We start from the raw sequence: 24,643 nt of genomic DNA, 5'->3' as shown, positions 1-24,643 counted from the left end.
TTCGGTTTCATCAGAGATAGGACCGAAGCGGGCTGGCGCAAGCATTTGGCGGCCGGACGCCAGGGGCAGGCCTGTCCTGGCAAACCGCTGCGCAGTTTCGCGTCGGACCCCCAGGACAGGTTTTCGGGCGGCCCGCATTTGTGGCAAAGTTGCAACAGGTGCCGCCGCAAATGCTATTTTAACCATACAGGGTTGAAATTTTGCCACCTTCTCCGTCTTGGTAAGGGGGATATTGTGCGGACGGCAGCCCGGCCGGACCCGACGGAGGTTTGAAATGAATTTTTCGAAAACCGGTCTGCTGGCCGTATCGCTGGCCGCGCTCCTTGCGAGCGGCTGTTCAACGTCACGGTTCTCGCCGATGGACCAGCAGCCGGCGCCGCTGCAAGCCGCGCCCTCCGGCACGGTGACCGCAAACCAGCTGCCGCCGCCGGCGTCGCCTGGCACCGCCGACCCGTCGAAATTTCCGACGGCGCCGCAAGGTCCTCAGGTCGCCTCGCTGCCGCCGGACGGAACGGCTCCGGCCGGAGCCCCGGATCTTACCGCAAGCAGCGTCGCCGGCGTGTGGAAGGCCAGCGTGTCCGGCCAGAGCTGCCAGGTGGCGACGCCGCAAACCAAATTCGGCTCCGGCTATCGGGCTGGACCACTGCATTGCCCGGCGCCGATTGACGGCATCAAATCCTGGAACGTCGCCGGCAAGCAGTTGACGCTGTACGACGCGAATGGCGGCACGCTGGCACGGCTCTATTCCTCGGGCGGAGAGAAATTCGACGGCCAGACTTCCAACGGCCTGCCGATCTCGCTTACAAGAGGCTGACCCGCCCGCCCTTATTGTTTTTAGGCGATTCCGAAAACCGCTACACGCTTTCCCGGAATTGCTCTCTTTTGTTTTTACGCAATTCCGGACAGAAAACCGCTACACATTTTCTTGGAATTGCTCCGGAACGACGTGACCGATGCATCTGCGTGACGGCCTTCAGACCCATGCGACCGTCCGGCAGCGTTACGACCATTGGGTCGATACGGGCGTGATCGACCGCGATCCGGCGCAGGAGCGGGTCGTCGCGGCACTCGATCGGTTGATCGACGAGATTTCGGCAAAACGGCTGGCGCACAAATCGAGCGCGCTGGGCTGGCTGTTCGCTCGCAAGCGCGAGACGCGCGAGGCCGTCAAGGGCCTCTATATCCACGGCGGCGTCGGCCGTGGCAAGACCATGCTGATGGACATGTTCTTCGAGCTGGTGCCGGTCCGGCGCAAGCGCCGTGTGCATTTCAACGACTTCATGGCCGATGTGCAGGACCGCATCCAGAAGCACCGGCAGGCGCGTAAAGAGGGCACCGTCAGGGAAGACGACCCGATCGCGCCGGTGGCCCGCGCGTTGGCCGAGGAAGCCTGGGTGCTGTGCTTCGACGAGTTTTCCGTCACCGACATCGCCGATGCGATGATCCTGTCGCGGCTGTTCTCGGCGCTGTTTGCCAACGGCGTCGTGCTGGTCGCCACGTCCAATGTCGCGCCGCAGGATCTCTACGGCGACGGCTTAAACCGCAAGCTTTTCCTTCCCTTCATCGGCATCCTGGAGCGGCATGCGCAGGTGATTGCCCTCGATGCCGACAAGGACTATCGGCTGGACAAGCTCAGCCGCCTGCCGGTCTATGTCACCCCTGCCGATGCCGCGGCCGATGCTGTCCTCGATGAGGCCTGGAAAGTGATGACGCATGGCAGGCCGACGGAGGCAGCGGCCCTGACCGTGAAGGGCCGGCAGATCGTCGTGCCGCGCGCCGCCGGCGAAGCGGCGCGGTTTTCCTTTGCCGATCTCTGCGAAAACCCGCTCGGTGCCCGAGATTTCCTGGCGATTGCCGGCCGCTTCTCGACCGTCTTCATCGATCATGTGCCGGTGCTTGGCGAAGGCATGCGCAACGAGGCGAAGCGCTTCATCCTGCTGATCGACACGCTCTACGACCATCATGTGCGGCTGGTGGTGAGCGCCGCCGCACCGCCAGCGGAGCTGTATACGGCTAGGCGCGGCAACGAGGTCTTCGAGTTCGAGCGCACCGCGTCGCGGCTGATCGAGATGCAGAGCCACGAATGGCTGGAAGACTGGGTGGAGAGGCAGAAGGCGCGGGTGGTGCCTGCGGAGGCGAGGCAGGTTCGGGCCTGAACCTCGTTTCGTAGAGTTCCGGCACACCCCCTCTGTCCTGCCGGACATCTCCCCCTCAAGGGCCCCTCAAGGGGGAGATCAGATGTCGCCTCGACCTTCGCCAGTTTCCAGCGTTGTGGAAGAAGCCCGTCGTCAAAACCGCCGATCTCCCCCCATGTGGGGGAGATGTCCGGCAGGACAGAGGGGGGCGCTGTCCCGCCGGCGTCTATAGTCGATACACATACATGACGAACGCCTCCGCCGGCCCGTGCTGCTCCTTGCGCGACTCATAAAGCGCCTGGGCCGCCACATTGTCCGGCTCGGTGCCGACCCAGGCCTCCTCGCAGCCATGCTCCCGGCCGAGCTCAAACATGGCGTCGAGCATCTTCGTCGCTATGGCCTGGCGCTGGAAGGCCGGCGCCACGCCGACTTCGTCGATGTAGAGTTCGCTCACCTTGTCCGGGTGGCGGTGGATGACGGCCGCGCATTGGCCGACGACTGTGCCATCGGCCAATGCCACGATCATGAAATGACCGGGTTCGCGGAGATACGCTGCCAACCGATCCAGCCTGACGGGTTCATCGAACACATCTTCGGCGACCCGCATCACAAGGGCGTCATCGCCGGAAAACAGCCTTCTTATTTCCATCTTCATTGCGTAACTTTCCCAAGTCGGCTCAATTCTTTTGACGTTTACGTAAATCCCAATCCATCTAACCGATTGAAAAATTTCACTCCAAAATAATCGTTTGAATATTTTATGCGCCGGGGCTATTGGGTGCGGCGAAATCTTCGCGGCTTCCCCGCAGCATTCCGGCCTCCTTCCTCGACGCCGTCATCCAATTCCTTAAGGGATTGGGCGCCGTCACAGTCTAAAGGGAAAACATCCTGACATGGCACGCAACAAGATAGCGCTCATCGGCTCGGGCATGATCGGCGGCACGCTCGCCCACATGATCGGCCTCAAGGATCTCGGCGACGTTGTGCTGTTCGATATCGCCGAGGGCATCCCGCAAGGCAAAGGGCTGGATATCGCGCAGTCGTCGCCGGTTGATGGGTTCGATTCCAGGCTGACCGGCGTCAACGATTATGCCGGCATCGAGGGTGCCGACGTCTGCATCGTCACCGCCGGCGTGCCGCGCAAGCCCGGCATGAGCCGCGACGACCTTCTCGGCATCAATCTGAAGGTCATGGAGCAGGTTGGCGCGGGTCTCAAGAAATACGCGCCGAAAGCCTTCGTCATCTGCATCACCAACCCGCTCGACGCCATGGTCTGGGCGCTGCAGAAGTTTTCCGGCCTGCCGAAGAGCCATGTCGTGGGCATGGCCGGCGTGCTCGACAGTTCGCGCTTTCGCTATTTCCTGGCCGAAGAGTTCAAGGTGTCGGTCGAGGATGTCACCGCCTTCGTGCTCGGCGGCCATGGCGATTCCATGGTGCCGATGATCCGCTATTCGACGGTCGCCGGCATCCCGCTGCCCGACCTCATCAAGATGGGCTGGACCTCGAAGGAAAAGCTCGACCAGATCGTGCAGCGCACCCGCGACGGCGGCGCCGAGATCGTCGGCCTGCTCAAGACCGGCTCGGCCTTCTACGCACCGGCCGCCTCGGCGATCGCCATGGCCGAAGCCTATCTCAAGGACAAGAAGCGCGTGCTGCCCTGTGCTGCGCATCTCTCCGGCCAGTATGGTGTCAAGAACACCTATGTCGGCGTGCCGGTGGTGATCGGCGCCGGCGGTGTCGAGCGCGTCATCGAGATCGAGCTCGTTAAGGCCGAGCAGAAGATGTTCGACAATTCGGTGGCGGCGGTGCAGGGCCTGTGCGAGGCTTGCGTCAAGATCGCTCCGCAACTCGCCGCCAAATGATCCGAAGTGACCCGCCAGTAAAGTGATCTGGAGACAACGCGCATGAACATCCATGAATATCAGGGCAAGGCGCTGCTGAAGGGCTTTGGCGCACCGGTGGCCGAAGGGGTGCCGGTGTTTAGGGCAAGCGAGGCGGAAGCCGCCGGCAAGGCACTGCCCGGCCCGCTCTATGTGGTGAAAAGCCAGATCCATGCCGGCGGCCGCGGCAAGGGCAAGTTCAGGGAGCTTGGCCCCGACGCCAAGGGCGGCGTCAGGCTGGCGAAATCGGTGGCCGAGGTCGTCGCCAACGCCAAGGAAATGCTTGGCCACACGCTGGTCACCAAGCAGACCGGCCCGGCGGGCAAGCAGGTCAACCGCCTCTACATCGAGGACGGCGCCGACATCGAGCGCGAGCTCTATCTGTCGCTGCTGGTCGATCGCTCCGTCGGCCGCATCGCCTTCGTCGTTTCGACCGAGGGTGGCATGGATATCGAGGCGGTCGCCCACGACACGCCGGAAAAGATCATCACCGTCGCCATCGACCCGGAAAAAGGCATAACGGCGGATGATTTGAAAGAACTCAACGGCGCGCTGAAGCTCGACGGCGACGCCGCCAAGGACGGCGAGACGTTGTTCCCGATCCTCTACAAAGCCTTCGTCGAGAAGGACATGAGCCTGCTCGAAGTCAACCCGCTGATCGTCATGAAGGATGGCCGGTTGCGCGTGCTCGACGCAAAAGTGTCGTTCGACAACAACGCGCTGTTCCGCCATCCCGACGTGATGGAGCTGCGCGACATTACCGAAGAGGACGAGAAGGAGATCGAGGCGTCGAAATACGACCTCGCCTATGTCGCGCTCGACGGCAATATCGGCTGCATGGTCAACGGCGCCGGCCTCGCCATGGCGACGATGGATATCATCAAGCTCTACGGCGCCGAGCCCGCCAACTTCCTCGACGTCGGCGGCGGTGCGTCGAAGGAGAAGGTGACGGCGGCGTTCAAGATCATCACCAAGGACCCGGCGGTCAAAGGCATCCTGATCAATATCTTCGGCGGCATCATGAAGTGCGACATCATTGCCGAGGGCGTTATCGCGGCGGTCAAGGAAGTCGGCCTGCAAGTGCCGCTGGTGGTGCGGCTGGAAGGCACCAATGCCGAGCTCGGCAAGAAGATCATCAACGACAGCGGGCTCAACGTCGTCTCGGCCGATGACCTCGACGACGCGGCCAAGAAAATCGTGGCGGCGGTGAAGGGCTGATCTGGTGCCTCCGCACAAGATAAACCTGGTCGAGGCGGCGGATCAGAAGATCAAAAAGGTCTTCGATCCGCATATCGCCGGCGACGTCAACGACGCCAAGGTCAAGATCGCCAAGTTCGGCGATATCTTCGATTGGCACGCGCATGACAACGAGGACGAAGCGTTCCTGGTGCTGCGCGGCCGCATCGCCATCGATTTCCGCGACGGCACGGTGGAGCTTGGCAGCGGCGAGTTCATCGTCGTGCCGCGCGCCATTGAGCACCGGCCGCGCTCGCTGAGCGAACAGCCGGTGGTGCTGATGTTCGAGCCGGCGACGACGCTCAACACCGGCAACGCCAAGAGCGACCTCACAGTCGCCGATCTCAAGCGGCTTTAGGGAGCTTGTGCGGGGAAGAGAAATGAAGAACATCACTCTGGCGGTCGAAGACGAGGTTCTGGAGCAGGTCAAGCTGACGGCCGCTGAACAGGGCACAACCGTCGACGCCTTGGTGCGGGAGTTTTTCGCGACAGTGGCCGCGAAGCGCCATGCCAACGACGGGGCTCGGCAAGCCCTGCTTAGGCTTGCCTACGAGGCTTCAGGCGACATGGGCAGCAAGACTTGGAACCGGGCAGCTCTCCATGACCGCTGAGTGCCGCCTCGACACGAACATTCTCGTCTGTGCCGCCATCGGACACGATTCCAAGCGCGCGGAGTATGGCGCAATCATCGCCGCCGCCGAGCGCCTTGGCGTCAAGACACTTTACACCGAAGACCTCAACCACGGGCAGGCCTACGGATCCGTGGTCGCCGTCAACCCCTTCCGCACTCACTGATCAGGTCGCTAAAAATGTCCATTCTCGTCGACAAGAACACCAAGGTGCTCGTGCAGGGCCTGACCGGCAAGACCGGCACGTTCCATACCGAACAGGCGCTGGCCTATCACGGGACAAAAATGGTTGGCGGCATCCACCCGAAGAAGGGTGGCGAGACGTGGACCGGCGCCGCGGGCGAGAGCTTGCCGATCTTTTCCACCGTCGCTGAAGGCAAGGCGAAGACCGGCGCCAATGCATCTGTCGTCTATGTGCCGCCGGCAGGCGCGGCCGAGGCGATCCTGGAGGCGATCGAAGCCGAAATCCCGCTGATCATCTGCATCACTGAGGGCATCCCGGTGATCGACATGATCAAGGTCAAGGCGCGGCTCGACCGCTCGACATCGCGGCTGATCGGTCCCAACTGCCCCGGCGTCCTGACACCCAACGAATGCAAGATCGGCATCATGCCCGGCAACATCTTCCGCAAGGGCTCGGTCGGCGTTGTTTCCCGCTCGGGAACGCTTACCTATGAGGCAGTGTTCCAGACCACCAATGTCGGTCTCGGCCAGACCACCGCCGTCGGCATCGGTGGCGACCCCGTCAAAGGCACGGAGTTCATCGACGTGCTGGAGATGTTCCTCGCCGACGACGAGACACAGTCGATCATCATGATCGGCGAGATCGGCGGCTCGGCCGAGGAAGACGCCGCGCAGTTCCTCAAGGACGAAGCCAAGCGTGGCCGCAAGAAGCCGATGGCCGGTTTCATCGCCGGGCGCACGGCCCCGGCCGGCCGCACCATGGGTCACGCAGGCGCGGTGATTTCCGGCGGCAAGGGCGGCGCCGAGGACAAGATCGCGGCGATGGAATCGGCCGGAATAAAGGTTTCGCCGTCGCCGGCTCGGCTCGGCACGACGCTGGTCGAAGCGATAAAAGGTTAAGGCAGTAAGGGAGTAGGGCAGTATGGGAGTAGGGGAATAGGAAGAACGCGACGAACGATGGCAAGTGCCTGGTTCTCCCTACTGCCCTACTGCCCTACTGCCCTACTCCCCTCCAAAACAGGAGACGGAGCCAGGCTCCGCGGAAAAAATGGCAAGACAAGATCAGGCCAACGACCAATTTTCGCTTACCTCTTTCCTCTATGGCGGCAATGCCGATTATATCGACGCGCTCTACGCCGCCTATGAGGACGATCCCGCTTCGGTCGATCCCGAATGGCAGGATTTTTTCGCGGCGCTGAAGGACGATGCCGGCGATGTCCGCAAGAATGCCAAGGGCGCCTCATGGGCCAAGCCCTCGTGGCCGCTGCAGGCCAATGGCGAACTGGTGTCGGCGCTCGACGGCGATTGGGGCATCGTCGAGAAGCACATCGAGAAGAAGGTCCAGAACAGGGCGGTGATGAACGGCGTCGCCCTGTCCGACGCCGACGTCCATCAGGCGACGCGCGATTCAGTGCGCGCCATCATGATGATCCGCGCCTACCGCATGCGTGGCCATTTGCACGCCAATCTCGACCCGCTCGGCATCGCCAAGCTCGAGGATTACAACGAGCTGTCGCCGGAAAACTACGGCTTCACATCAGCCGACTACGACCGCCCGATCTTCCTCGACAATGTGCTCGGGCTCGAATTCGGCACCATCCGGCAGATGCTCGACATCCTGACCCGCACCTATTGCTCGACGCTCGGCGTCGAGTTCATGCATATTTCCGATCCCGAGGAGAAGGCCTGGATCCAGGCGCGCATCGAGGGCACCGACAAGGAGATCTCCTTCACCGCCGCCGGCAAGAAGGCGATCCTGCAGAAGCTGGTCGAGGCGGAAGGCTTCGAGCAGTTCATCGACGTCAAGTACAAGGGCACCAAGCGCTTCGGCCTCGACGGCGCCGAGGCGCTGATCCCGGCGCTGGAGCAGATCGTCAAGCGCGGCGGCCAGCTCGGCATGAAGGAGATCGTGCTCGGCATGGCGCATCGCGGCCGGTTGAACGTGCTCTCCCAGGTGATGGCCAAGCCGCACCGCGCCATCTTCCACGAGTTCAAGGGCGGCTCGGCCGCGCCCGACGAGGTCGAGGGCTCGGGCGACGTGAAGTACCATCTCGGTGCTTCGTCGGACCGCGAGTTCGACGGCAACAAGGTGCACCTGTCGCTGACCGCCAATCCATCGCACCTGGAAATCGTCGATCCGGTGGTGATGGGCAAGGCGCGGGCCAAGCAGGACTCTCTGTTCGGCCGCAGCCGCGAAGAGATCGTGCCGCTGGAAGAGCGCGCCAAGGTGCTGCCGCTGCTCCTGCATGGTGACGCCGCCTTTGCCGGCCAGGGCGTGATTGCCGAAATCCTCGGCTTGTCCGGCTTGCGCGGCCACCGCGTCGCCGGCACGCTGCACTTCATCATCAACAACCAGATCGGCTTCACCACCAACCCGCGCTTTTCGCGCTCGTCGCCCTATCCGTCGGATGTCGCCAAGATGATCGAGGCGCCGATCTTCCACGTCAATGGCGACGATCCGGAAGCCGTGGTCCATGCCACCAAGGTGGCCATCGAATTCCGCATGAGGTTCCACAAGCCTGTCGTGGTCGACATGTTCTGCTACCGCCGCTTCGGCCACAATGAGGGCGACGAACCGGCCTTCACCCAGCCGATCATGTATCGCAACATCCGCAACCATAAGACGACGGTGCAGATCTATGCCGACCGGCTGATCGCCGAAGGCCACATCAGCCAGGCCGAATTCGACAAGCTGAAGGCCGACTGGCGGGCACATCTCGAGCAGGAATTCGAGGTCGGCCAGCACTATAAGCCCAACAAGGCCGACTGGCTGGATGGCGCCTGGTCGGGCCTGCGCACAGCCGACAACCAGGACGAACAGCGGCGCGGCAAGACCGCCGTGCCGGTCAAGACGCTGAAGGAAATCGGCAAGAAGCTGACCGAGGTGCCGAAGGATTTCGCGGCCCACAAGACGATCATGCGGTTTCTCGAAAACCGCCGCCAGGCGATCGAGTCGGGCGAAGGCATCGACTGGTCGACGGCCGAGGCGCTGGCCTTCGGCGCCATTCTGCTCGACGGCAATCCGGTCCGGCTGTCCGGACAGGATTCGGAGCGCGGCACGTTCTCGCAACGCCACTCCGTGCTCTACGACCAGCGCGACGAGACACGCTACATCCCGCTCAACAATCTGTCGGCGGCGCAGGCCGGTTTCGAGGTCATCAACTCGATGCTGTCGGAAGAGGCCGTGCTCGGCTTCGAATATGGCTACAGCCTGGCCGAGCCGAAGGCGCTGACGCTTTGGGAAGCGCAGTTCGGCGATTTCGCCAACGGCGCCCAGGTGGTGTTCGACCAGTTCATCTCGTCGGGCGAGCGCAAGTGGCTCAGAATGTCGGGCCTCGTCTGCCTGTTGCCGCATGGCTATGAAGGCCAGGGGCCGGAACATTCGTCGGCCAGGCTCGAGCGATTCCTGCAGCTTTGCGCCGAAGACAACATGCAAGTGGCCTACTGCACGACGCCGGCCAACTACTTCCACATCCTGCGCCGGCAGTTGAAGCGGGATTTCCGCAAGCCGCTGATCCTGATGACGCCGAAGTCGCTGCTGCGCCACAAGCGGGCGGTGTCGACACTGCCGGAGATGTCGGGCGAAAGCGCGTTCCACCGGCTGTTGTGGGACGATGCCCAGCAACTCCCCGGCCAGGCGATCAAGCTCACCAAGGATTCGAAGATTCGCCGCGTCGTGCTCTGCTCGGGCAAGGTCTATTACGACCTCTACGAGGAGCGCGAGAAGCGCGGCATCAACGACATCTACCTGCTGCGCGTCGAACAGCTCTATCCGTTCCCGGCCAAGGCGCTGATCACCGAACTGTCACGCTTCCGCAACGCCGAGATGGTCTGGTGCCAGGAGGAGCCCAAGAATATGGGCGCCTGGTCGTTCATCGATCCGTATCTGGAATGGGTGCTGGCGCATATCGACGCCAAGCACCAGCGGGTGCGCTATACCGGCCGGCCGGCCGCCGCGTCGCCGGCGACCGGGTTGATGTCGAAGCATCTCGCCCAGCTTGCCGCCTTGCTCGAAGACGCGCTCGGTGAATAGAACAGAGTTCGGCGAATAGAACAGAACCGACAGAAGAACGGACAGGCACAATGGCTACCGAAATCCGCGTCCCCACTCTTGGCGAATCCGTCACCGAGGCGACCATCGGCAAATGGTTCAAGAAGGTGGGCGACGCGATCGCCACCGACGAGCCGCTGGTCGAGCTCGAAACCGACAAGGTCACGGTCGAAGTGCCGGCCGCGGCCGCAGGAACGCTCAGCGAGATCGCCGTCAAGGAAGGCGAGACGGTCGAAGTCGGTGCTTTGCTCGGCATGATTTCGGCGGGCAACGGGGCAAAGGCGGCAGCACCCGAAGCCGCGAAGCCGTCAACATCCGAAGCGAAGCAGGACGCGGTATCGCAGGCCTCGGCGCCGACCGCCGCAGCCACCGTCAAGCAAGCCGCGGCCGAGACCGCAAAGATCGCCGGCGATGCCGGGCCGATCGAGGCGCGCGCGATGCCGCCGGCGCCAGCGGCGGCGAAGCTGCTGGCCGAGAGCAATCTCGCGGTCGACCAGATCTCGGGTTCCGGCAAGCGCGGCCAGGTGCTCAAGGGCGACGTGCTCGACGCGATCGCCAGGGGCGCTCCGTCGCAGCCTTCCGAGACGCCGAAGGCCCCTGCACCGGTCGCCGCCCGTGCGCCGTCCTCGGCCGACGACGCGTCGCGTGAAGAGCGGGTGCGCATGACCAAGCTGCGGCAGACCATCGCCCGCCGCCTCAAGGAAGCGCAGTCGACCGCCGCCATGCTGACCACCTTCAACGAGGTGGACATGAGCGCGGTGATGGCGCTCAGGACCAAATACAAGGATGTGTTCGAGAAGAAGCACGGCGTGAAGCTGGGTTTCATGGGCTTCTTCACCAAGGCCGTCACCCATGCGCTGAAGGAAATCCCTTCCGTCAATGCCGAGATCGACGGCACCGACATCATCTTCAAGAATTACGCCCATATCGGCGTCGCAGTCGGCACCGAAAAAGGCCTCGTCGTGCCTGTCGTGCGCGATGCCGACCAGATGGGAATAGCCGAGATCGAGAAAGATATCGGCAGGCTGGGCATCGCCGCGCGTGATGGCAAGCTGTCGGTCGCCGACATGCAGGGCGGCACGTTTACGATTTCCAACGGCGGCGTTTACGGGTCGCTGATGTCGACGCCGATCCTCAACGCGCCGCAGTCGGGCATTCTGGGCATGCACAAGATCCAGGAGCGGCCGGTGGTGGTCGGCGGCCAGATCGTGATCCGGCCGATGATGTATCTGGCGCTCTCCTACGATCACCGCATCGTCGACGGCAAGGAAGCGGTGACCTTCCTGGTGCGGGTCAAGGAAAGCCTGGAGGATCCGGAACGGCTGGTGCTCGATCTCTAGGCCCGGTCGAGGTGAGCCGGAGAATGGATCTGCGCCACCGAATGAGTTCCTCTCGTTTGCACTCCGGAATGTTTTTCGCAGCTGTGCTCGCGGCCGGCATTGCGCAGGCGGGATCGGCAGCCTTTGCCGCATGCCCGCTCGAACTCGCCGTCTATGGCGATGCCGAAAGTGCGGCCGAGATCGATTTCAGGCCGACCGGGGGATCGGCTGTCGTCACCAACACCTTCAAGATGGTGCTCGATAACGATGTCGTTCTCGACGGGATCGTCATGTGGACGCAAGGCGTGGCGCGGCCGCTTGGTTCGCTGATGTACAAATGCCCGACAGGCGACGTCACCGGCGACGAGCTCGCCGCCTGCACGCTGTGGGAGGGGGTCGTCTACAGTGCGGATGACAAGGGCAACATCGCTCTGTTGCCGGCCGAAGGGGTAGATGCTCCGAAGACCCTGATCTTTCCCGACCTCGGACCGTCGCTGCAGAGGTCGACCGCCTATGGCGCCAACGGGTTTTCAAAGGTGCCGTGGGATGTTTTTTCGTTGAAGGGCTGTCAGGAATGAGCGCGGCCAAAAAAGTGCTGCTGGTGACCGGCGGCGGCCGCGGCATCGGCGCTGCCACATCCAGGCTTGCCGTCACGGCTGGATACCGTGTTGCGATCAACTACGCATCGAATGAGGCTGCTGCCACGGCGCTTGTCGAGGCAATCGAACAGGCCGGCGGCGAAGCGCTGGCCATCAAGGGCGACGTTGGCAGCGAGGCCGATATCCAGGCGATGTTCGAGAGGATCGATCATGTCTTCGGGCCGCTCGATGCGCTCGTCAACAACGCTGGCGTCGTCGACCAGAGGGCGCGTGTCGACGAAATGAGCGGAGCACGGCTGGAGCGCATGATGCGCATCAACGTCATTGGCCCCATGCTCTGTGCCCGCGAAGCGGTGAAGCGCATGTCGACCAGCCATGGCGGCAACGGCGGCGCCATCGTCAATGTCTCCTCGATTGCAGCGAGAATTGGCGGGCCGGGCGAATATGTCGACTACGCTGCCTCGAAGGGCGCGATCGATTCTTTCACGATCGGCCTGGCGCGCGAGGTAGCCGGCGAAGGCATTCGCGTCAACGCGGTCAGTCCAGGGATTGTCGATACCGAAATTCATGCCTCCGGCGGACAGCCGGATCGCGTCGAGAGGATGCGTCACGGCGTGCCGATGCAAAGGGCGGGGACCACCGAAGAGGTCGCCGCGGCAATTCTCTGGCTCCTGTCGGACGGGGCGTCCTATACGACAGGCGCGAATTTGGAAGTGGGCGGCGGCCGCTAATCCCAGCCAAGGCTGAGTGCAGACCAGAAGGACAAATCATGGCTTATGACGTCGTTATCATCGGATCGGGACCAGGCGGCTATGTCTGCGCCATCAAGGCGGCGCAGCTCGGCCTGAAAACGGCGGTGGTCGAGAAGAACCCGACCTTCGGCGGCACCTGCCTCAATATCGGCTGCATCCCGTCCAAGGCGCTGCTGCATGCCTCCGAGATTTTTTCTGAGGCCGGCCACTCCTTTGATACACTCGGCGTCGAAATCAGCAAGCCGAAGCTCAATCTGGAAAAGATGATGGCGCACAAGGACGCGACAGTGGCGTCCAACGTCAACGGCGTCGCCTTCCTGTTCAAGAAGAACAAGATCGACAGCTTTCGCGGCACCGGCAAGGTCCTGTCCGCCGGAAAAGTGTCGGTGACCGGCGAGGACGGCAAGGTCGAGGAGATCGAGACCGGGAACATCGTCATCGCCACCGGCTCCGACGTCGCCGGCATTCCGGGGGTAAAGGTCGACATCGACGAGAAGGTAATCATGTCGTCGACCGGCGCGTTGTCGCTGGGCAAGGTGCCGGGCCACCTGGTGGTGGTCGGCGGCGGCGTCATCGGGCTGGAGCTCGGCTCGGTATGGGCGCGGCTCGGCGCCAAGGTGACCGTCGTTGAGTTCCTCGACACCATTCTCGGCGGCATGGACGGCGAGGTCGCCAAACAGTTCCAGCGCATGCTGTCCAAGCAAGGCATCGAATTCAGGCTCGGCGCCAAGGTGACCGGTGTCGCCAAGGCCAAGAAGGGCGCCACCGTCACCTTCGAGCCGGTCAAGGGCGGCGCGGCCGAGACGATCGAGGCGGATGGGGTGCTGATCGCGACCGGACGCCGGGCCTATTCGGACAGTCTCGGGCTGAAGGATGCCGGGGTCGAGGTCGACGAGCGCGGCCGAGTCAAGACCGACGGCCATCTCACGACCAATGTCCCCGGCATCTACGCCATCGGCGACGTCATCGCCGGGCCGATGCTCGCCCACAAGGCCGAGGACGAGGGCGTGGCGGTGGCCGAGATCATTGCCGGCCAGGCCGGCCATGTGAATTACGGGGTGATCCCGAACGTCGTCTACACCAGTCCGGAAATCGCCTCGGTGGGCAAAACAGAGGAAGAGCTGAAGTCGGCCGGCATCGACTACAAGGCCGGCAAGTTTCCGTTCAGCGCCAATGGCCGGGCGCGCGCCATGCTGCATACCGACGGCTTCGTGAAGATCCTGGCGGACAAGCAGAGCGACCGCGTGCTCGGCGTCCACATCGTCGGCTTCGGCGCCGGCGAGATGATCCACGAGGCGGCGGTGCTGATGGAGTTCGGCGGCTCGTCGGAAGATCTTGCCCGCACCTGCCACGCCCATCCGACGATGTCGGAAGCGGTGAAGGAAGCGGCACTTGCGACCTTCTTTAAGCCGATCCACATGTAGGCCTTCCCAAGGAACCCCGGCAGCCATCTGACGGCTCAAACAAAAACGGCCCGCTTTTCAGCGGGCCGTTCGTATTTGAAGTCAGCAGCCGATCACTGCGGGGCTGGTGCGGGCGCCGGAGCAGGTGCTGGCTCTGCGGGTGCCGGAGCCGGAGCAGGCGCTGGTTCTGCTGGCGCCGGAGCGGGCGCTGGTTCTGCCGGCGCCGGGGCAGGTGCAGGCTCTGCAGGGGCCGGGGCAGGCGTCGGTTCAGCGGGCGCTGGCGCCGGGGCCGGCGTGGTTGCAGCCGGCGGTTCACCAGGCTCTGGCGCCTCACCGCTTGTTCCAAAAACATAATAAGCGACAATGGCCAGGATAACGACGACCAGGGCAATCAGCCAGCCGGTGCTGCCGCCACCCGACTTGGGAGGGGGGGTCGGAGTGGTGTACGGGTCGTTTGGATTCGCCATAAAAGTGTCCTCCGTGGATGAAAAGTATCAATCAACACACATCAACGCGCAATCGTTGAACAGGTTTCACGCTAGGAATCGAAAACGCCGAAAACAGGGCATTCTTCGCCGGGAATCGTTTGTCTGCAAGCACTTTACTCGCAAAACTCACCGTGATCGAGCCAAATTAGACCTTTCGACCGTCCTGTACTGAGACAATCCTCCGGCGACTCGGGCAAAGCGTCGCCCCGAGTCACGCCTTGCCGGGTCTGCAACTCGACCGTGCAACTCAGTCGACGGCAGTGACGGTGTAGCCGGCCTTGCGGAAATCCTCGACCAGGCCCTCCGCGCCAGGGAGGTGCAGGGCGCCGACCGCCATGAACACGTTGCCCTTGGCGAGGATCGGCCTGGCATGGTCGATCATCACCTTGTTGCGGCTGGTGATCATGATTTCCTCGAAGGCGGCATAGCTTGCTGAATCGTCTTCGTCGCCGGGAAGGACGGCACGAAACAGCGGCCAGAGCATGCCGGTGTCGCCGCGCTGGTAAAGCACGATCATGGTTTCATTGACGTCGTTCACCCTGTCGCCGAGCTTCAGGGTGTCGACGAGGCCCTTCATGTGAAACGCAAGCGGCAGCGAGGCCATGGCGCGAAGCTGCTCGGCGACGGTCTCCAACCCATCGACGGCCTTGCCTGAGGCTTTGGCGTCCTCTGCAAGCTTGATGTCGAGCACCGGCGTGCCACCGGCCTGGCGGGCCAGTTCACAGGCCGGGAGCGCGACCATGGTCGACAGCATCCACGGCTTCATCTTGGCAACCCTCGCCGGTGGAATGCCGCGCGCGTCGAGCGCCTTGTTCACCGCCGCCGCATCGTCCGGCGACAGCAGCGAGGACAGCGTGGTGCTGTCGGTGAACATCATTAGCTCCGGCTCTTTCAGGAACGCCGCCATCATCTTCTGCTTGTCGAGCACCTCCGTGGTCTCGATGACGACAGTGTCGGCGGCGTCAAAGGCCTTTTGCGCGGCGGGCGGCAGCCTGGTCACGCGCGGGTCGGTCATGTGCATGGTGCCGAACAGGAAGGACGGTCTTTCGCCCGCCTTTTCCAGTTTCCACAACAGGCCCTTACCGTTCGGTGTCGCGGCCGCTTCCGTCTCGATCTTGCGGTAGGCGGCCGGGTCGTCCTTCTGCAAGGCCGACAGCATGTCGGCGCCGGCGCAGACCTGGGTTTCAGCCCCTGGGGTTTCAGCGCGCGCCCTGCCGGCGGCGAGCAGAGCGATGACGAGGAAAGAGAGGAAAAACAGGACGTTCAGCGCGACGAGCAGCTTCAGCGAAGCAAAGGCGGTGCGGTCGGCGATAGCAATGACGCGTTTCATGGCTCGCTTTTAGAGACAAAGAACGGCGAAACGGTTAACCGGCGCGGCAAAATTGTTTCGGACATCGTTCCACGGCGCATACCCTGGCTGCAACTTGCGAAATCATGCGTCGGCTACGCCCGCGGGTGGGCCGCTTCATAGATTTCGAGCAGCCTCGCGGTGTCGACGCCGGTATAGATCTGCGTCGTCGACAGGCTGGCGTGGCCCAAAAGTTCCTGGATGGTGCGCAGGTCGCCGCCGCGCCCAAGCAGATGTGTGGCGAAGGAATGGCGCAACGCATGCGGCGTGGCGGTGTCCGGCAGATTGAGCGCCGAGCGCAGCTTGGCCATGTCGCGCTGGACGATGGCCGGGTTGAGCGGGCCGCCGCGGGCGCCGCGAAACAGCAGACCCTTCGGATCGAGATGATAGGGGCAGAGCCGGCGGTATTGGGCGATCGCCCGCAGCGCGATCGGCAGCACCGGCACCAGCCGCGTCTTGCCGCCCTTGCCGGTGACGCGCAGCACCGTTTCATCAGGCGACGACAGATCGCCGCCGGACAGGCCGAGTGCCTCGGAAATGCGCAGGCCCGAGCCGTAGAGCAGCGTCAGCACGGCGGCGTTGCGGGCGGCGATCCACGGTTGCTCCGCCAGCTGGCCTTCCACCGAAACGACGTGTTTCGCATCGCTTGCCGTCAGCGGCTTGGGCAGCGACTTCGGCTGCCGCGGCGCGCCCAGTGCCGCAGCACCCGCCGCATTGACGAGGCCGCGCCGCTCCAGAAAGCGCAGCAGCGAGCGGATGCCGGCGAGCCCCCGCCCGAGCGTGCGGGCGCCGGCGCCTCCGGCACGGCGGGCAGCGAGAAAGCCGCGCAGATCGGCCGGGCGCAGATCGGCTATATCCGAAATGCCGGGCGAGCCGCCGCAATGGCCGGTCAGGAAGTGCAGGAACTGGCGGGTGTCGCGCTCATAGGCTTCCACGGTTTCCGGCGACAGCCGGCGCTCGCGCGCCAGCATCTTGAGCCAGCTTTCGCGGGCCGCCTGAAGGTCTGGCTTGGCCGGGATGAGGAATTCCTGCATTGCGCTCTTCCGATATGCCGCTCTTCCATTTCCGGGCGATCTTCCGGCAGCCGGGTTAGGAAGCGGTGAAGAGCCGCGTCATTGAAATGACAAGAGCGTGGAGCTAGAGCAAGGCAAAGGATTTTTCCACCAATGACCAAACCGCAAAACCCTGTCCAGATGGCCGTGATCGGCGCCGCCCATGGCATCAAGGGCGAATTGCGCGTGAAAACCTTCACCGGCGATCCGCTGGCGCTGGCCGACTACGGGCCGCTCTATGCCAGGGACGGCCGCGCCTTCCAGATCGTCGACATCAGGCCGACCAATAACGTCGTGGTGGTGCGCTTCAAAGGTGTCAGCGACCGAAACGCTGCCGAGGCGCTCGCCGGCACGGAATTATTCGTCGACCGCTCGATGCTGCCGGACGACGGCGAAGAGGACGAGTTCTATCATGCCGATCTCGTCGGGCTGGCGGTCCGGGACGATACCGGTGCTGACATCGGCAAGGTCGTCGCCGTGCATAATTTCGGCGGTGGCGATATCCTCGACGTGATATTGGCGGGGCGCAAAGGCGTGCTGATCCCGTTCACGCAGGCTGCCGTTCCTGACGTGTCGATCAAGGACGGTTTCGTCCGCATCGATCCGGCGGCGGCGGGCTTGATCGATGACGAAGACAGCGATGCTCCTGGCAGCGATGGTTTCGACCCGAAGGGCAGGCCGCGCGGGCCGAAGGACGCCGGGGGCAACCGGTGAGTTTTTCCGCCTCGGTGCTGACGCTCTATCCCGAAATGTTTCCCGGTGCACTCGGCGTGTCGCTGGCCGGCCGGGCGCTGGAGGCCGGCACATGGTCGCTGGAAGCAATCCAGATCCGCGATTTCGCCACCGATCGCCATCGCACCGTCGACGACACGCCGGCCGGCGGCGGCGCCGGCATGGTGATGCGCGCCGACGTTCTGGCCAAGGCGATCGACCATAGCTCGCCACCGGGCGATCCACGGCCACGGCTGCTGATGAGCCCGCGTGGAAAACCGCTGACGCAGGTGCGTGTGCGCGAACTGGCCGCGGGGCCGGGCGCAGTGATCGTCTGCGGACGCTTCGAAGGCGTCGACCAGCGGGTGATTGACGCGCGGGGGCTGGAGGAGGTCTCGGTCGGCGACTTCATCCTCTCCGGCGGCGAGCCGGCAGCGCTGGTGCTGCTCGACGCCGTGGTGCGGCTGTTGCCCGGCGTGATGGGCAATACGGTGTCGGGCGATGAAGAGAGCTTTGAAAACGGCCTGCTCGAACATCCGCACTACACGCGTCCGCAGGAATTCGAGGGCCGGCAAATCCCCGAGGTTCTCACCTCGGGCAATCATCAGAAGATCGCCGCGTGGCGACGCGCCGAATCGGAAAGATTGACGAAAGAGCGGCGGCCGGACCTGTTAGCCGCTCAGCCCTTGGTGAAGTAATAGAAGGCAAGAAACACGCCGACCCCGACGACGAAGCCACGCACGGCAATTTGCGGCACGCGCTTGGCGATCCAGACGCCGGCATAGCCGCCCAGCGCGCCGCCCGGTATCATGACGATCGCCTGCCGCCAGGCGATGACGTCGCCGGAGACGAAGACCAGGATGGCTACTGCCGCGATGACCACGGCCAGCAGGTTCTTCAGCGCGTTGAGGCGGTGATAGTCGCCGGCCTGGGTGAGGCCGAGCGTCGCCAGCATCATGACGCCCATGCCGGCGCCGAAGAAGCCGCCATAGACGGCGGTGGCGAACTGCGCCAGGGAACCGACCAGCGAACCCATCGCGGCCTGACGGCCCGGCTTGGGCGCCGGCTTCAGCCACGGCCCGGCGGCGAACAGCGCGGTTGCCGCGAGCAGCAGCCAGGGCACCAGGACGCGGAACGACGGATTGTCGAGCGCCAGAAGGATGAGCGCACCGGCCAGCGCGCCAAAAGCAGAGATAAGGCCGAGCAGCAACGCGGTGCGCCAGAAATGCTTGATGTCGGACCAGTAGGCGAGCGTCGAGGTGATGTAGCCGGGAAATTGCGTCAGCGACGAGGTGGCGTTGGCGACGATCGGCGGCAAGCCGACCAGCGACATGGCGCCGAAGGTTATGAACGTCCCGCCGCCGGCTATGGCGTTGACGGCACCTGAGAGAAAGCCCGCGAAAAAGAGCAGGGCCGCATCGAGAACTGGCATAGGGTGTTGCCGCCGGAGGAAAGTCACGTTCTGCCCGGCTTAAAAAGCTTGGGCCTTCAACGCAACCCCTGTGCCGGAAGATTGCGACGTTGACCAACGACCAAAAAAGAACGCGGCAAAGGCGTGACAAAGCGTCGAAATAGCTGTATGTGCGCGCCGAACCGGGAGAAAATCTGCCGGGCCCGTCAACAATGACGGTGTAGTCGCCCCTGCCCGATGTTCTCGAACCCAGATGTTCTCGAACAAAGGGCATAGCCGAGCGGTCAATGGAACTGCAAGGCGAGTGTCGGACGCTCTGACTGTCGGAAGAACAAGAAGTGGATTTGTAGAGATGGATATCCTCCGTCAGCTCGAGGCCGAACAGGCCGCCAAGATCGAAGCCAAGCGCAAGCTTCCCGAATTCCAGCCCGGCGACACCGTACGCGTCCAGGTCCGCGTGACCGAAGGCACCCGCACCCGCGTCCAGGCCTATGAGGGCGTCGTCATCGCCCGCGCCGGCGCCGGTTTCCAGGAGAATTTCACCGTTCGCAAGATTTCCTACGGCGAAGGCGTGGAGCGCGTGTTCCCGGTCTTTTCGCCGATGGTCGAGGGCGTCGAGATCGTGCGCCGCGGCAAGGTGCGCCGCGCCAAGCTCTATTACCTGCGCGATCGTCGCGGCAAGTCGGCCCGCATTTCGGAAAACACCGGCGTGCGCGCCCGCAAGCTGAACGATGAGGAGCGCGATGCGCTGAACGCCGAGAAGGCCCGCATCGAGGCCGAGAAGGTTGCAGCCGCCCAGGCGCTGGCCGCCGAGAAGGCCGCGCAGGAAGCCGCCGAGAAGAAGGCCGCCGACGAGGCCGCCAAGGCCGAGGAAGCCGCTGCCGCCGAATAAGGCGAATTCAAAAACCATGTTTCGGAAAGGCGGCTTCGGCCGCCTTTTTTGCCTCGCGGAATGGGTTTCGATTTTGCCGGGCCGCCGGTGCGCAATCGAAACGGATCGTTCCGTAATGCCGTGAAAGCATGGAATCCATTTTCGCGCGAAGCCGCATCAAGCCGGCTTGCAAGGCGCCTGCGGAAAGCTAAAGTCGGCGCCGGATTTCCTGCAAGCCTCGACAATGTCGAGGCCGTTCAAATGCTCGGGGTGTACCATGATCAAATCGAAACTGCTGTTGGCCGGCCTGTTGGCTCTGGTACTTGCGCCCGTCGCCGCCCTGGCGCAGTCGCTGCCCGATCTCGGCGGCAAGAAGGTGGTGGTGGTGACGGAAAACGCCTATCCGCCGCTGCAGTTCATCGACGCCAAAACCGGCAAGCAGATCGGCTGGGAATATGACGCGATGAACGAGATCGCCAAGCGGCTGAATTTCCAGGTCGAGTACCAGAACACCTCCTGGGACGCGATGATCCAGGCGGTTTCCGACAACCAGTACAACATCGGCATGACCGGCATCACCATCAAGGACGATCGCAAGCAGAAGGTGGATTTCTCCGACCCCTATATGCGCTCGGAACAGTTCATGCTGGTGCGCGGCGATGAGAAGCGCTTCACCGACGCCAAGACGCTCGGCGCTTTCAAGGACGGGTTGATCGGTGCGCAAGCCGGCACCACGCCGTTCTACACCGCTGTCTACAGCGTCCTCGACGGCAATGAGCAGAACCCGCGCATAAAACTTTTCGAGACGTTCGGCGCCACGGTGCAGGCGCTGAAGACCGGCGACGTCGATGTCGTGCTGACCGACGGCACTGCCGGCAAGGGCTATGTCGAGGCGTCCAATGGCGGGCTGAAGCTGATCGGCGGACCACTCGGCACCGAGGATTTCGGCTTTATTTTTCCGAAAGGCTCGGATCTGGTGAAACCGGTCAACGCAGCCATCGCCGCGCTGAAGGCCGACGGCACACTCGACGCGCTCAACAAGAAATGGTTCCTTGATTACAAGATGGGGCAGTGATTTCCTTTGTGGCGCGCTTTTCATGACAATTGCGCGCCGGAACTCGCGCTGACTCTGCGCTCGAACACCCCCCTCTGTCCTGCCGGACATCTCCCCCTCAAGGGGGGAGATTTGCTGTACCCTCCGCTTTCGCCAATCTTCAACGTTAGAAAAAAAGCGCGGCCAGGGAAGCTGCCGATCTCCCCCCTTGAGGGGGAGATGGCCGGCAGGCCAGAGGGGGGTGGCCTGGCGCGACATTGGTTCGTCGGCGCGCCCTGATGGCGACGCCCGCATCTTCAACCGCCAAGTCCGACTTCCCCTGGTGGCTCGCCGTGGCCGTGGCGCTCGCCTTGGCAGCGGCTATCTTCATCGCCGCAAGCGACCTCTATACCCAGGTTTTCGCGACCGTCGCCAAGGGCATCGGCATCACCGTGTTCGTCACAATGGTCGCCTTCGCGCTGGCCTCGGCAATCGGGCTCGCCATTGCGCTGATGGGCCTGTCGGGGTCGCGCTGGCTGCGCCAGATCGCGCGCTTGTATATCGAGATCATTCGCGGCGTGCCAATGCTGGTGCTGTTGTTCTGGATCGCCTTCGCCGGCGCGCCGGCCTTCGTCGCGGGATGGAACGCGCTGACGGCGCCGCTGCAAAGCGCCGGCCTCTTCGGCGAGCTAATGATACGCGACGTATCGTTGCTATGGCGCGCCATCATGGCGCTGACCATCGGCTATTCGGCCTTCATCTCGGAGGTCTTCCGCGCCGGCATCGAGGCGGTCGAGAAGGGCCAGATCGAGGCCGCGAAGGCGCTGGGGCTGACGCGCACCCAGCGTTTTCGGCTGATCGTCTTTCCGCAGGCGATCCGCACCATCCTGCCGCCGCTCGGCAATGATTTCGTCGCCATGGTCAAGGATTCCTCGCTGGTCTCGGTGCTCGGCGTCGCCGACATCACCCAGATGGGCAAGATCTATGCAGCCGGCTCGTTCCGCTTCTTCGAGACCTATTCGATCGTGGCCTATATCTATCTCATCCTGACGGTCGGCCTGTCGCTGGCCTTGCGGGCGCTGGAAAAGCGGCTGCGCCGCCAGCATGAGCAATAACCGGCAGGCGAAGGCGGCGCTACGATTGCGGCCAATACGTTTTGGAGGGTCAGTTCCATGAACATCGACAAAGCCAATGCGGCGCTGGATGCGGTCTATACGGCCGACACGCCGGAAGCGCTTGCCAAGGCCTACGCCGCCTGGGCTGCGACCTATGACAGCGAAACCGCCGCGCTCGGCTACCTCCTGCCGTTCCTGATCGCCGCCTGGGTGGCGCGCCATGTGCCGTCAGGCGAAGGGCCGCTGCTCGACGCCGGCTGCGGCACCGGCCTGTCGGGACCGTCGCTCAAGGCGCTGGGCTATGAGGACATCGCCGGGCTCGACCTGTCGGCTGAAATGCTGAAAATCGCCGGCAGCCGGCAGGCTTACAGCGAGCTGAAACAGGCGATGCTCGGCGATCCGCTGCCCTGGCCGGACGGGCATTTCCGCGCCTTCTTCTCGACCGGCGTGTTCACCATCAGCCATGCACCGGCCTCCGGCCTGCATGAACTGGTGCGCATCACTAGGAAGGGCGGCCACGCCATCTTCACCGTTCGCGACCAGGTTTTTGCGAGCGGCGGGTTTCAGGCGACGTTCGACGAACTGGAGCAGGCGAAAAAGTGGCGGCCGGTCGAAGAAAGCCCGTGGTTTCGCTGCTATGCGATCGGCGAACCTGAGGCGCTGGTGAAGACATTTGTGTTCGAGGTGGTTTGAAGCGCCTTCTTCCTTCTCCCACAACAAGGGGAGAAGGCAGAGCCGCGCCAGGCAGCCGCAATTGCCGAAAAGTCAAAACATTGATATGAGCCACGCCATGGAACAGCTTTTTGGCGATCCGGCTTACAAGGGGTTCGTGCTGCAGGACAGAAAACGCCTGCCGTCGCGTTTCTCGGCGCGCGTTTCCGGCGCTCTGACCAGCCGACTTCGCTGAGATATCCGGGCTAGGCCGTGTTCGCCGGCTAGCCGGCGCCAGTCACTTCCCATTTTCATATCGACGGATTTACGCACATGAGCGCACCGCGCACCCTCTACGACAAGATATTCGACGACCATGTCGTCGACCGCCAGGACGATGGCACCTGCCTGCTCTATATCGACCGTCACCTCGTCCATGAAGTGACCAGCCCGCAAGCTTTCGAAGGCCTGCGCATGACCGGCAGAAAGGTCCGCCATCCGGAAAAGACGCTGGCTGTGGTCGATCACAATGTGTCCACCTCGCCCGAGCGCAAGTTCGGCATCAAGAACGAGGAAAGCCGCATCCAGGTCGAGGCGCTGGCCAGGAACGCCAAGGACTTTGGCGTCGAATACTATTCCGAGAAGGATATCCGCCAGGGCATCGTCCACATCATCGGTCCGGAGCAGGGTTTTACGCTGCCTGGCATGACCATCGTCTGCGGCGACAGCCACACCTCGACGCATGGTGCTTTCGGCGCATTGGCGCACGGCATAGGCACGTCGGAAGTCGAGCATGTGCTGGCCACGCAGACACTGATCCAGCGCAAGGCCAGGAACATGCTGGTGCGCGTCGACGGCGTGCTGCCGGAAGGCGTCACCGCCAAGGACATAATTTTGGCGATCATCGGCGAGATCGGCACTGCCGGCGGCACCGGCTACGTCATCGAATATGCCGGCGAAGCGATCCGCGCGCTGTCCATGGAAGGCCGCATGACCATCTGCAACATGTCGATCGAGGGCGGCGCCCGGGCCGGCCTGATCGCGCCTGACGAGACGACCTTCGCCTATGTCAAGGACAAGCCGCGCGCGCCGAAGGGCGAGGCGTGGAACGCCGCGCTCGCCTACTGGAAGACGCTGCAGTCCGACGAGGGCGCCCATTTCGACAAGGTGGTCGTGCTCGACGCCGCGAAACTGCCGCCAATCGTCTCCTGGGGCTCCTCGCCCGAGGACGTCGTCTCGGTCCAGGGTATCGTGCCGAACCCCGACGATATCACCGATGAGAACAAGCGTACGTCCAAGCAGCGCGCGCTCGACTATATGGGCCTGACCCCAGGCACCAAGATCACCGATATCGCGCTCGACCGCGTCTTCATCGGCTCCTGCACCAACGGCCGCATCGAGGACTTGCGCGCTGTCGCCAAGGTGGTCGAGGGCAAGAAAGTCAGCCCTCACGTCGATGCGATGATCGTGCCGGGCTCCGGTCTGGTCAAGGAGCAGGCGGAGGCCGAAGGTCTCGACAAGATCTTTGTCGCCGCCGGCTTCGACTGGCGCGAGCCGGGCTGCTCGATGTGCCTTGCCATGAACGACGACCGGCTGAAGCCGCATGAGCGCTGCGCCTCGACCTCGAACCGCAATTTCGAGGGCCGTCAGGGTTTTAAGGGCCGCACCCATCTGGTGTCGCCGGCGATGGCGGCGGCGGCGGCGATCGCCGGCCATTTCGTCGACATCCGCGAGTGGAAATAACCCGATGACGAGTTAACAGAACCCGAACCGCGA

Annotated in this window: 24 protein-coding genes; 20 read left to right on the top strand and 4 right to left on the bottom strand. The window is 63.4% G+C overall.

Annotated elements, in window-relative coordinates:
* The first annotated feature begins 274 nt into the window (after positions 1–274).
* Positions 275–814 (top strand): protease inhibitor Inh/omp19 family protein, encoded by a 540-nt coding sequence (locus tag AC0L2M_RS26695; protein WP_473536331.1) that lies wholly within the window; start codon positions 275–277, stop codon positions 812–814.
* A 139-nt stretch (positions 815–953) separates the two neighbouring features.
* Complete coding sequence (gene zapE / locus AC0L2M_RS26690) at positions 954–2,156, top strand: cell division protein ZapE (protein ID WP_128245823.1); 1,203 nt, start codon at positions 954–956, stop codon at positions 2,154–2,156.
* A 205-nt stretch (positions 2,157–2,361) separates the two neighbouring features.
* On the opposite strand, the gene AC0L2M_RS26685 is transcribed toward zapE, so the two are convergent.
* Positions 2,362–2,790: a GNAT family N-acetyltransferase gene (locus tag AC0L2M_RS26685; protein WP_473536330.1), complete on the bottom strand. Its 429-nt coding sequence runs from the start codon at positions 2,788–2,790 to the stop codon at positions 2,362–2,364.
* 238 nt (positions 2,791–3,028) lie between these two features.
* Between AC0L2M_RS26685 and mdh the strand changes: the two genes are divergently transcribed.
* The 11 genes from mdh (at position 3,029) to lpdA (ending at position 14,208) form a co-directional block, all read left to right on the top strand.
* The gene (gene mdh, locus AC0L2M_RS26680) at positions 3,029–3,997 is read left to right on the top strand and encodes a malate dehydrogenase (protein ID WP_128170459.1); all 969 of its coding nucleotides are present in this window, start codon (positions 3,029–3,031) and stop codon (positions 3,995–3,997) included.
* 42 nt (positions 3,998–4,039) lie between these two features.
* Positions 4,040–5,233, top strand: coding sequence for an ADP-forming succinate--CoA ligase subunit beta (sucC, locus tag AC0L2M_RS26675; protein WP_128170458.1), 1,194 nt, complete (start codon positions 4,040–4,042; stop codon positions 5,231–5,233).
* Positions 5,234–5,237: 4 nt separating this feature from the next.
* Positions 5,238–5,609 carry a cupin domain-containing protein gene (locus AC0L2M_RS26670; protein ID WP_473536329.1) on the top strand — a complete coding sequence of 124 codons (372 nt, stop codon included), beginning with the start codon at positions 5,238–5,240 and terminating at the stop codon, positions 5,607–5,609.
* Positions 5,610–5,631: 22 nt separating this feature from the next.
* Positions 5,632–5,862 (top strand): hypothetical protein, encoded by a 231-nt coding sequence (locus AC0L2M_RS26665; RefSeq protein WP_023803364.1) that lies wholly within the window; start codon positions 5,632–5,634, stop codon positions 5,860–5,862.
* Positions 5,852–6,046 (top strand): PIN domain-containing protein, encoded by a 195-nt coding sequence (locus AC0L2M_RS26660; protein ID WP_023803365.1) that lies wholly within the window; start codon positions 5,852–5,854, stop codon positions 6,044–6,046. The genes AC0L2M_RS26665 and AC0L2M_RS26660 overlap by 11 nt, the downstream gene beginning before the upstream one ends.
* A gap of 14 nt (positions 6,047–6,060) precedes the next feature.
* Positions 6,061–6,963, top strand: a complete 903-nt coding sequence (gene sucD / locus AC0L2M_RS26655; protein WP_023803366.1) for a succinate--CoA ligase subunit alpha — start codon at positions 6,061–6,063, stop codon at positions 6,961–6,963.
* A gap of 148 nt (positions 6,964–7,111) precedes the next feature.
* Complete coding sequence (locus tag AC0L2M_RS26650; RefSeq protein ID WP_128175384.1) at positions 7,112–10,096, top strand: 2-oxoglutarate dehydrogenase E1 component; 2,985 nt, start codon at positions 7,112–7,114, stop codon at positions 10,094–10,096.
* 50 nt (positions 10,097–10,146) lie between these two features.
* A complete protein-coding gene (gene odhB / locus AC0L2M_RS26645) occupies positions 10,147–11,454 on the top strand; it encodes a 2-oxoglutarate dehydrogenase complex dihydrolipoyllysine-residue succinyltransferase (protein ID WP_128170454.1) in 1,308 nt (435 codons plus the stop codon).
* 68 nt (positions 11,455–11,522) lie between these two features.
* A complete protein-coding gene (locus tag AC0L2M_RS26640; RefSeq protein ID WP_473536328.1) occupies positions 11,523–12,011 on the top strand; it encodes a hypothetical protein in 489 nt (162 codons plus the stop codon).
* Positions 12,008–12,763 carry an SDR family oxidoreductase gene (locus tag AC0L2M_RS26635; RefSeq protein WP_128170452.1) on the top strand — a complete coding sequence of 252 codons (756 nt, stop codon included), beginning with the start codon at positions 12,008–12,010 and terminating at the stop codon, positions 12,761–12,763. Before AC0L2M_RS26640 ends, AC0L2M_RS26635 begins: the two co-directional genes overlap by 4 nt.
* Before the next feature lie 38 nt (positions 12,764–12,801).
* A complete protein-coding gene (gene lpdA / locus AC0L2M_RS26630; protein WP_128245827.1) occupies positions 12,802–14,208 on the top strand; it encodes a dihydrolipoyl dehydrogenase in 1,407 nt (468 codons plus the stop codon).
* 714 nt (positions 14,209–14,922) lie between these two features.
* Here the strand turns inward: lpdA and AC0L2M_RS26625 are convergent.
* Positions 14,923–16,005 (bottom strand): TraB/GumN family protein, encoded by a 1,083-nt coding sequence (locus AC0L2M_RS26625; RefSeq protein WP_473536327.1) that lies wholly within the window; start codon positions 16,003–16,005, stop codon positions 14,923–14,925.
* A gap of 113 nt (positions 16,006–16,118) precedes the next feature.
* A complete protein-coding gene (locus AC0L2M_RS26620; protein WP_473536326.1) occupies positions 16,119–17,057 on the bottom strand; it encodes a tyrosine recombinase XerC in 939 nt (312 codons plus the stop codon).
* 132 nt (positions 17,058–17,189) lie between these two features.
* Here AC0L2M_RS26620 and rimM point away from each other — a divergent pair, with 132 nt between their 5' ends.
* A complete protein-coding gene (rimM, locus tag AC0L2M_RS26615; protein ID WP_473536325.1) occupies positions 17,190–17,789 on the top strand; it encodes a ribosome maturation factor RimM in 600 nt (199 codons plus the stop codon).
* Positions 17,786–18,484 carry a tRNA (guanosine(37)-N1)-methyltransferase TrmD gene (gene trmD, locus AC0L2M_RS26610; protein WP_023800593.1) on the top strand — a complete coding sequence of 233 codons (699 nt, stop codon included), beginning with the start codon at positions 17,786–17,788 and terminating at the stop codon, positions 18,482–18,484. The genes rimM and trmD overlap by 4 nt, the downstream gene beginning before the upstream one ends.
* Here the strand turns inward: trmD and AC0L2M_RS26605 are convergent.
* On the bottom strand, positions 18,466–19,218 hold the full coding sequence (locus AC0L2M_RS26605; RefSeq protein ID WP_473536324.1) for a sulfite exporter TauE/SafE family protein: 753 nt from the start codon (positions 19,216–19,218) through the stop codon (positions 18,466–18,468). The two genes, trmD and AC0L2M_RS26605, sit on opposite strands and share 19 nt — an antisense overlap.
* Before the next feature lie 331 nt (positions 19,219–19,549).
* Between AC0L2M_RS26605 and rplS the strand changes: the two genes are divergently transcribed.
* From rplS to leuC, 5 genes are all read left to right on the top strand, one after another.
* The gene (gene rplS, locus AC0L2M_RS26600; RefSeq protein ID WP_023800592.1) at positions 19,550–20,089 is read left to right on the top strand and encodes a 50S ribosomal protein L19; all 540 of its coding nucleotides are present in this window, start codon (positions 19,550–19,552) and stop codon (positions 20,087–20,089) included.
* A 256-nt stretch (positions 20,090–20,345) separates the two neighbouring features.
* Positions 20,346–21,143 (top strand): transporter substrate-binding domain-containing protein, encoded by a 798-nt coding sequence (locus AC0L2M_RS26595; RefSeq protein ID WP_473536323.1) that lies wholly within the window; start codon positions 20,346–20,348, stop codon positions 21,141–21,143.
* Between the two features lie 257 nt (positions 21,144–21,400).
* Entirely contained in the window at positions 21,401–22,216 is an 816-nt protein-coding gene (locus AC0L2M_RS26590; RefSeq protein WP_473536322.1) for an amino acid ABC transporter permease, read from the top strand.
* Positions 22,217–22,273: 57 nt separating this feature from the next.
* The gene (locus tag AC0L2M_RS26585) at positions 22,274–22,909 is read left to right on the top strand and encodes a class I SAM-dependent DNA methyltransferase (protein ID WP_473536321.1); all 636 of its coding nucleotides are present in this window, start codon (positions 22,274–22,276) and stop codon (positions 22,907–22,909) included.
* A gap of 291 nt (positions 22,910–23,200) precedes the next feature.
* Positions 23,201–24,610 (top strand): 3-isopropylmalate dehydratase large subunit, encoded by a 1,410-nt coding sequence (leuC, locus tag AC0L2M_RS26580; protein ID WP_473536320.1) that lies wholly within the window; start codon positions 23,201–23,203, stop codon positions 24,608–24,610.
* The last annotated feature ends 33 nt before the right edge of the window (positions 24,611–24,643 follow it).

The sequence above is a fragment of the Mesorhizobium sp. WSM4806 genome, assembly GCF_055811635.1.
Note: the sequence above shows the minus strand (reverse complement) of the source record. Positions and strands in the feature narration are given on the sequence as shown.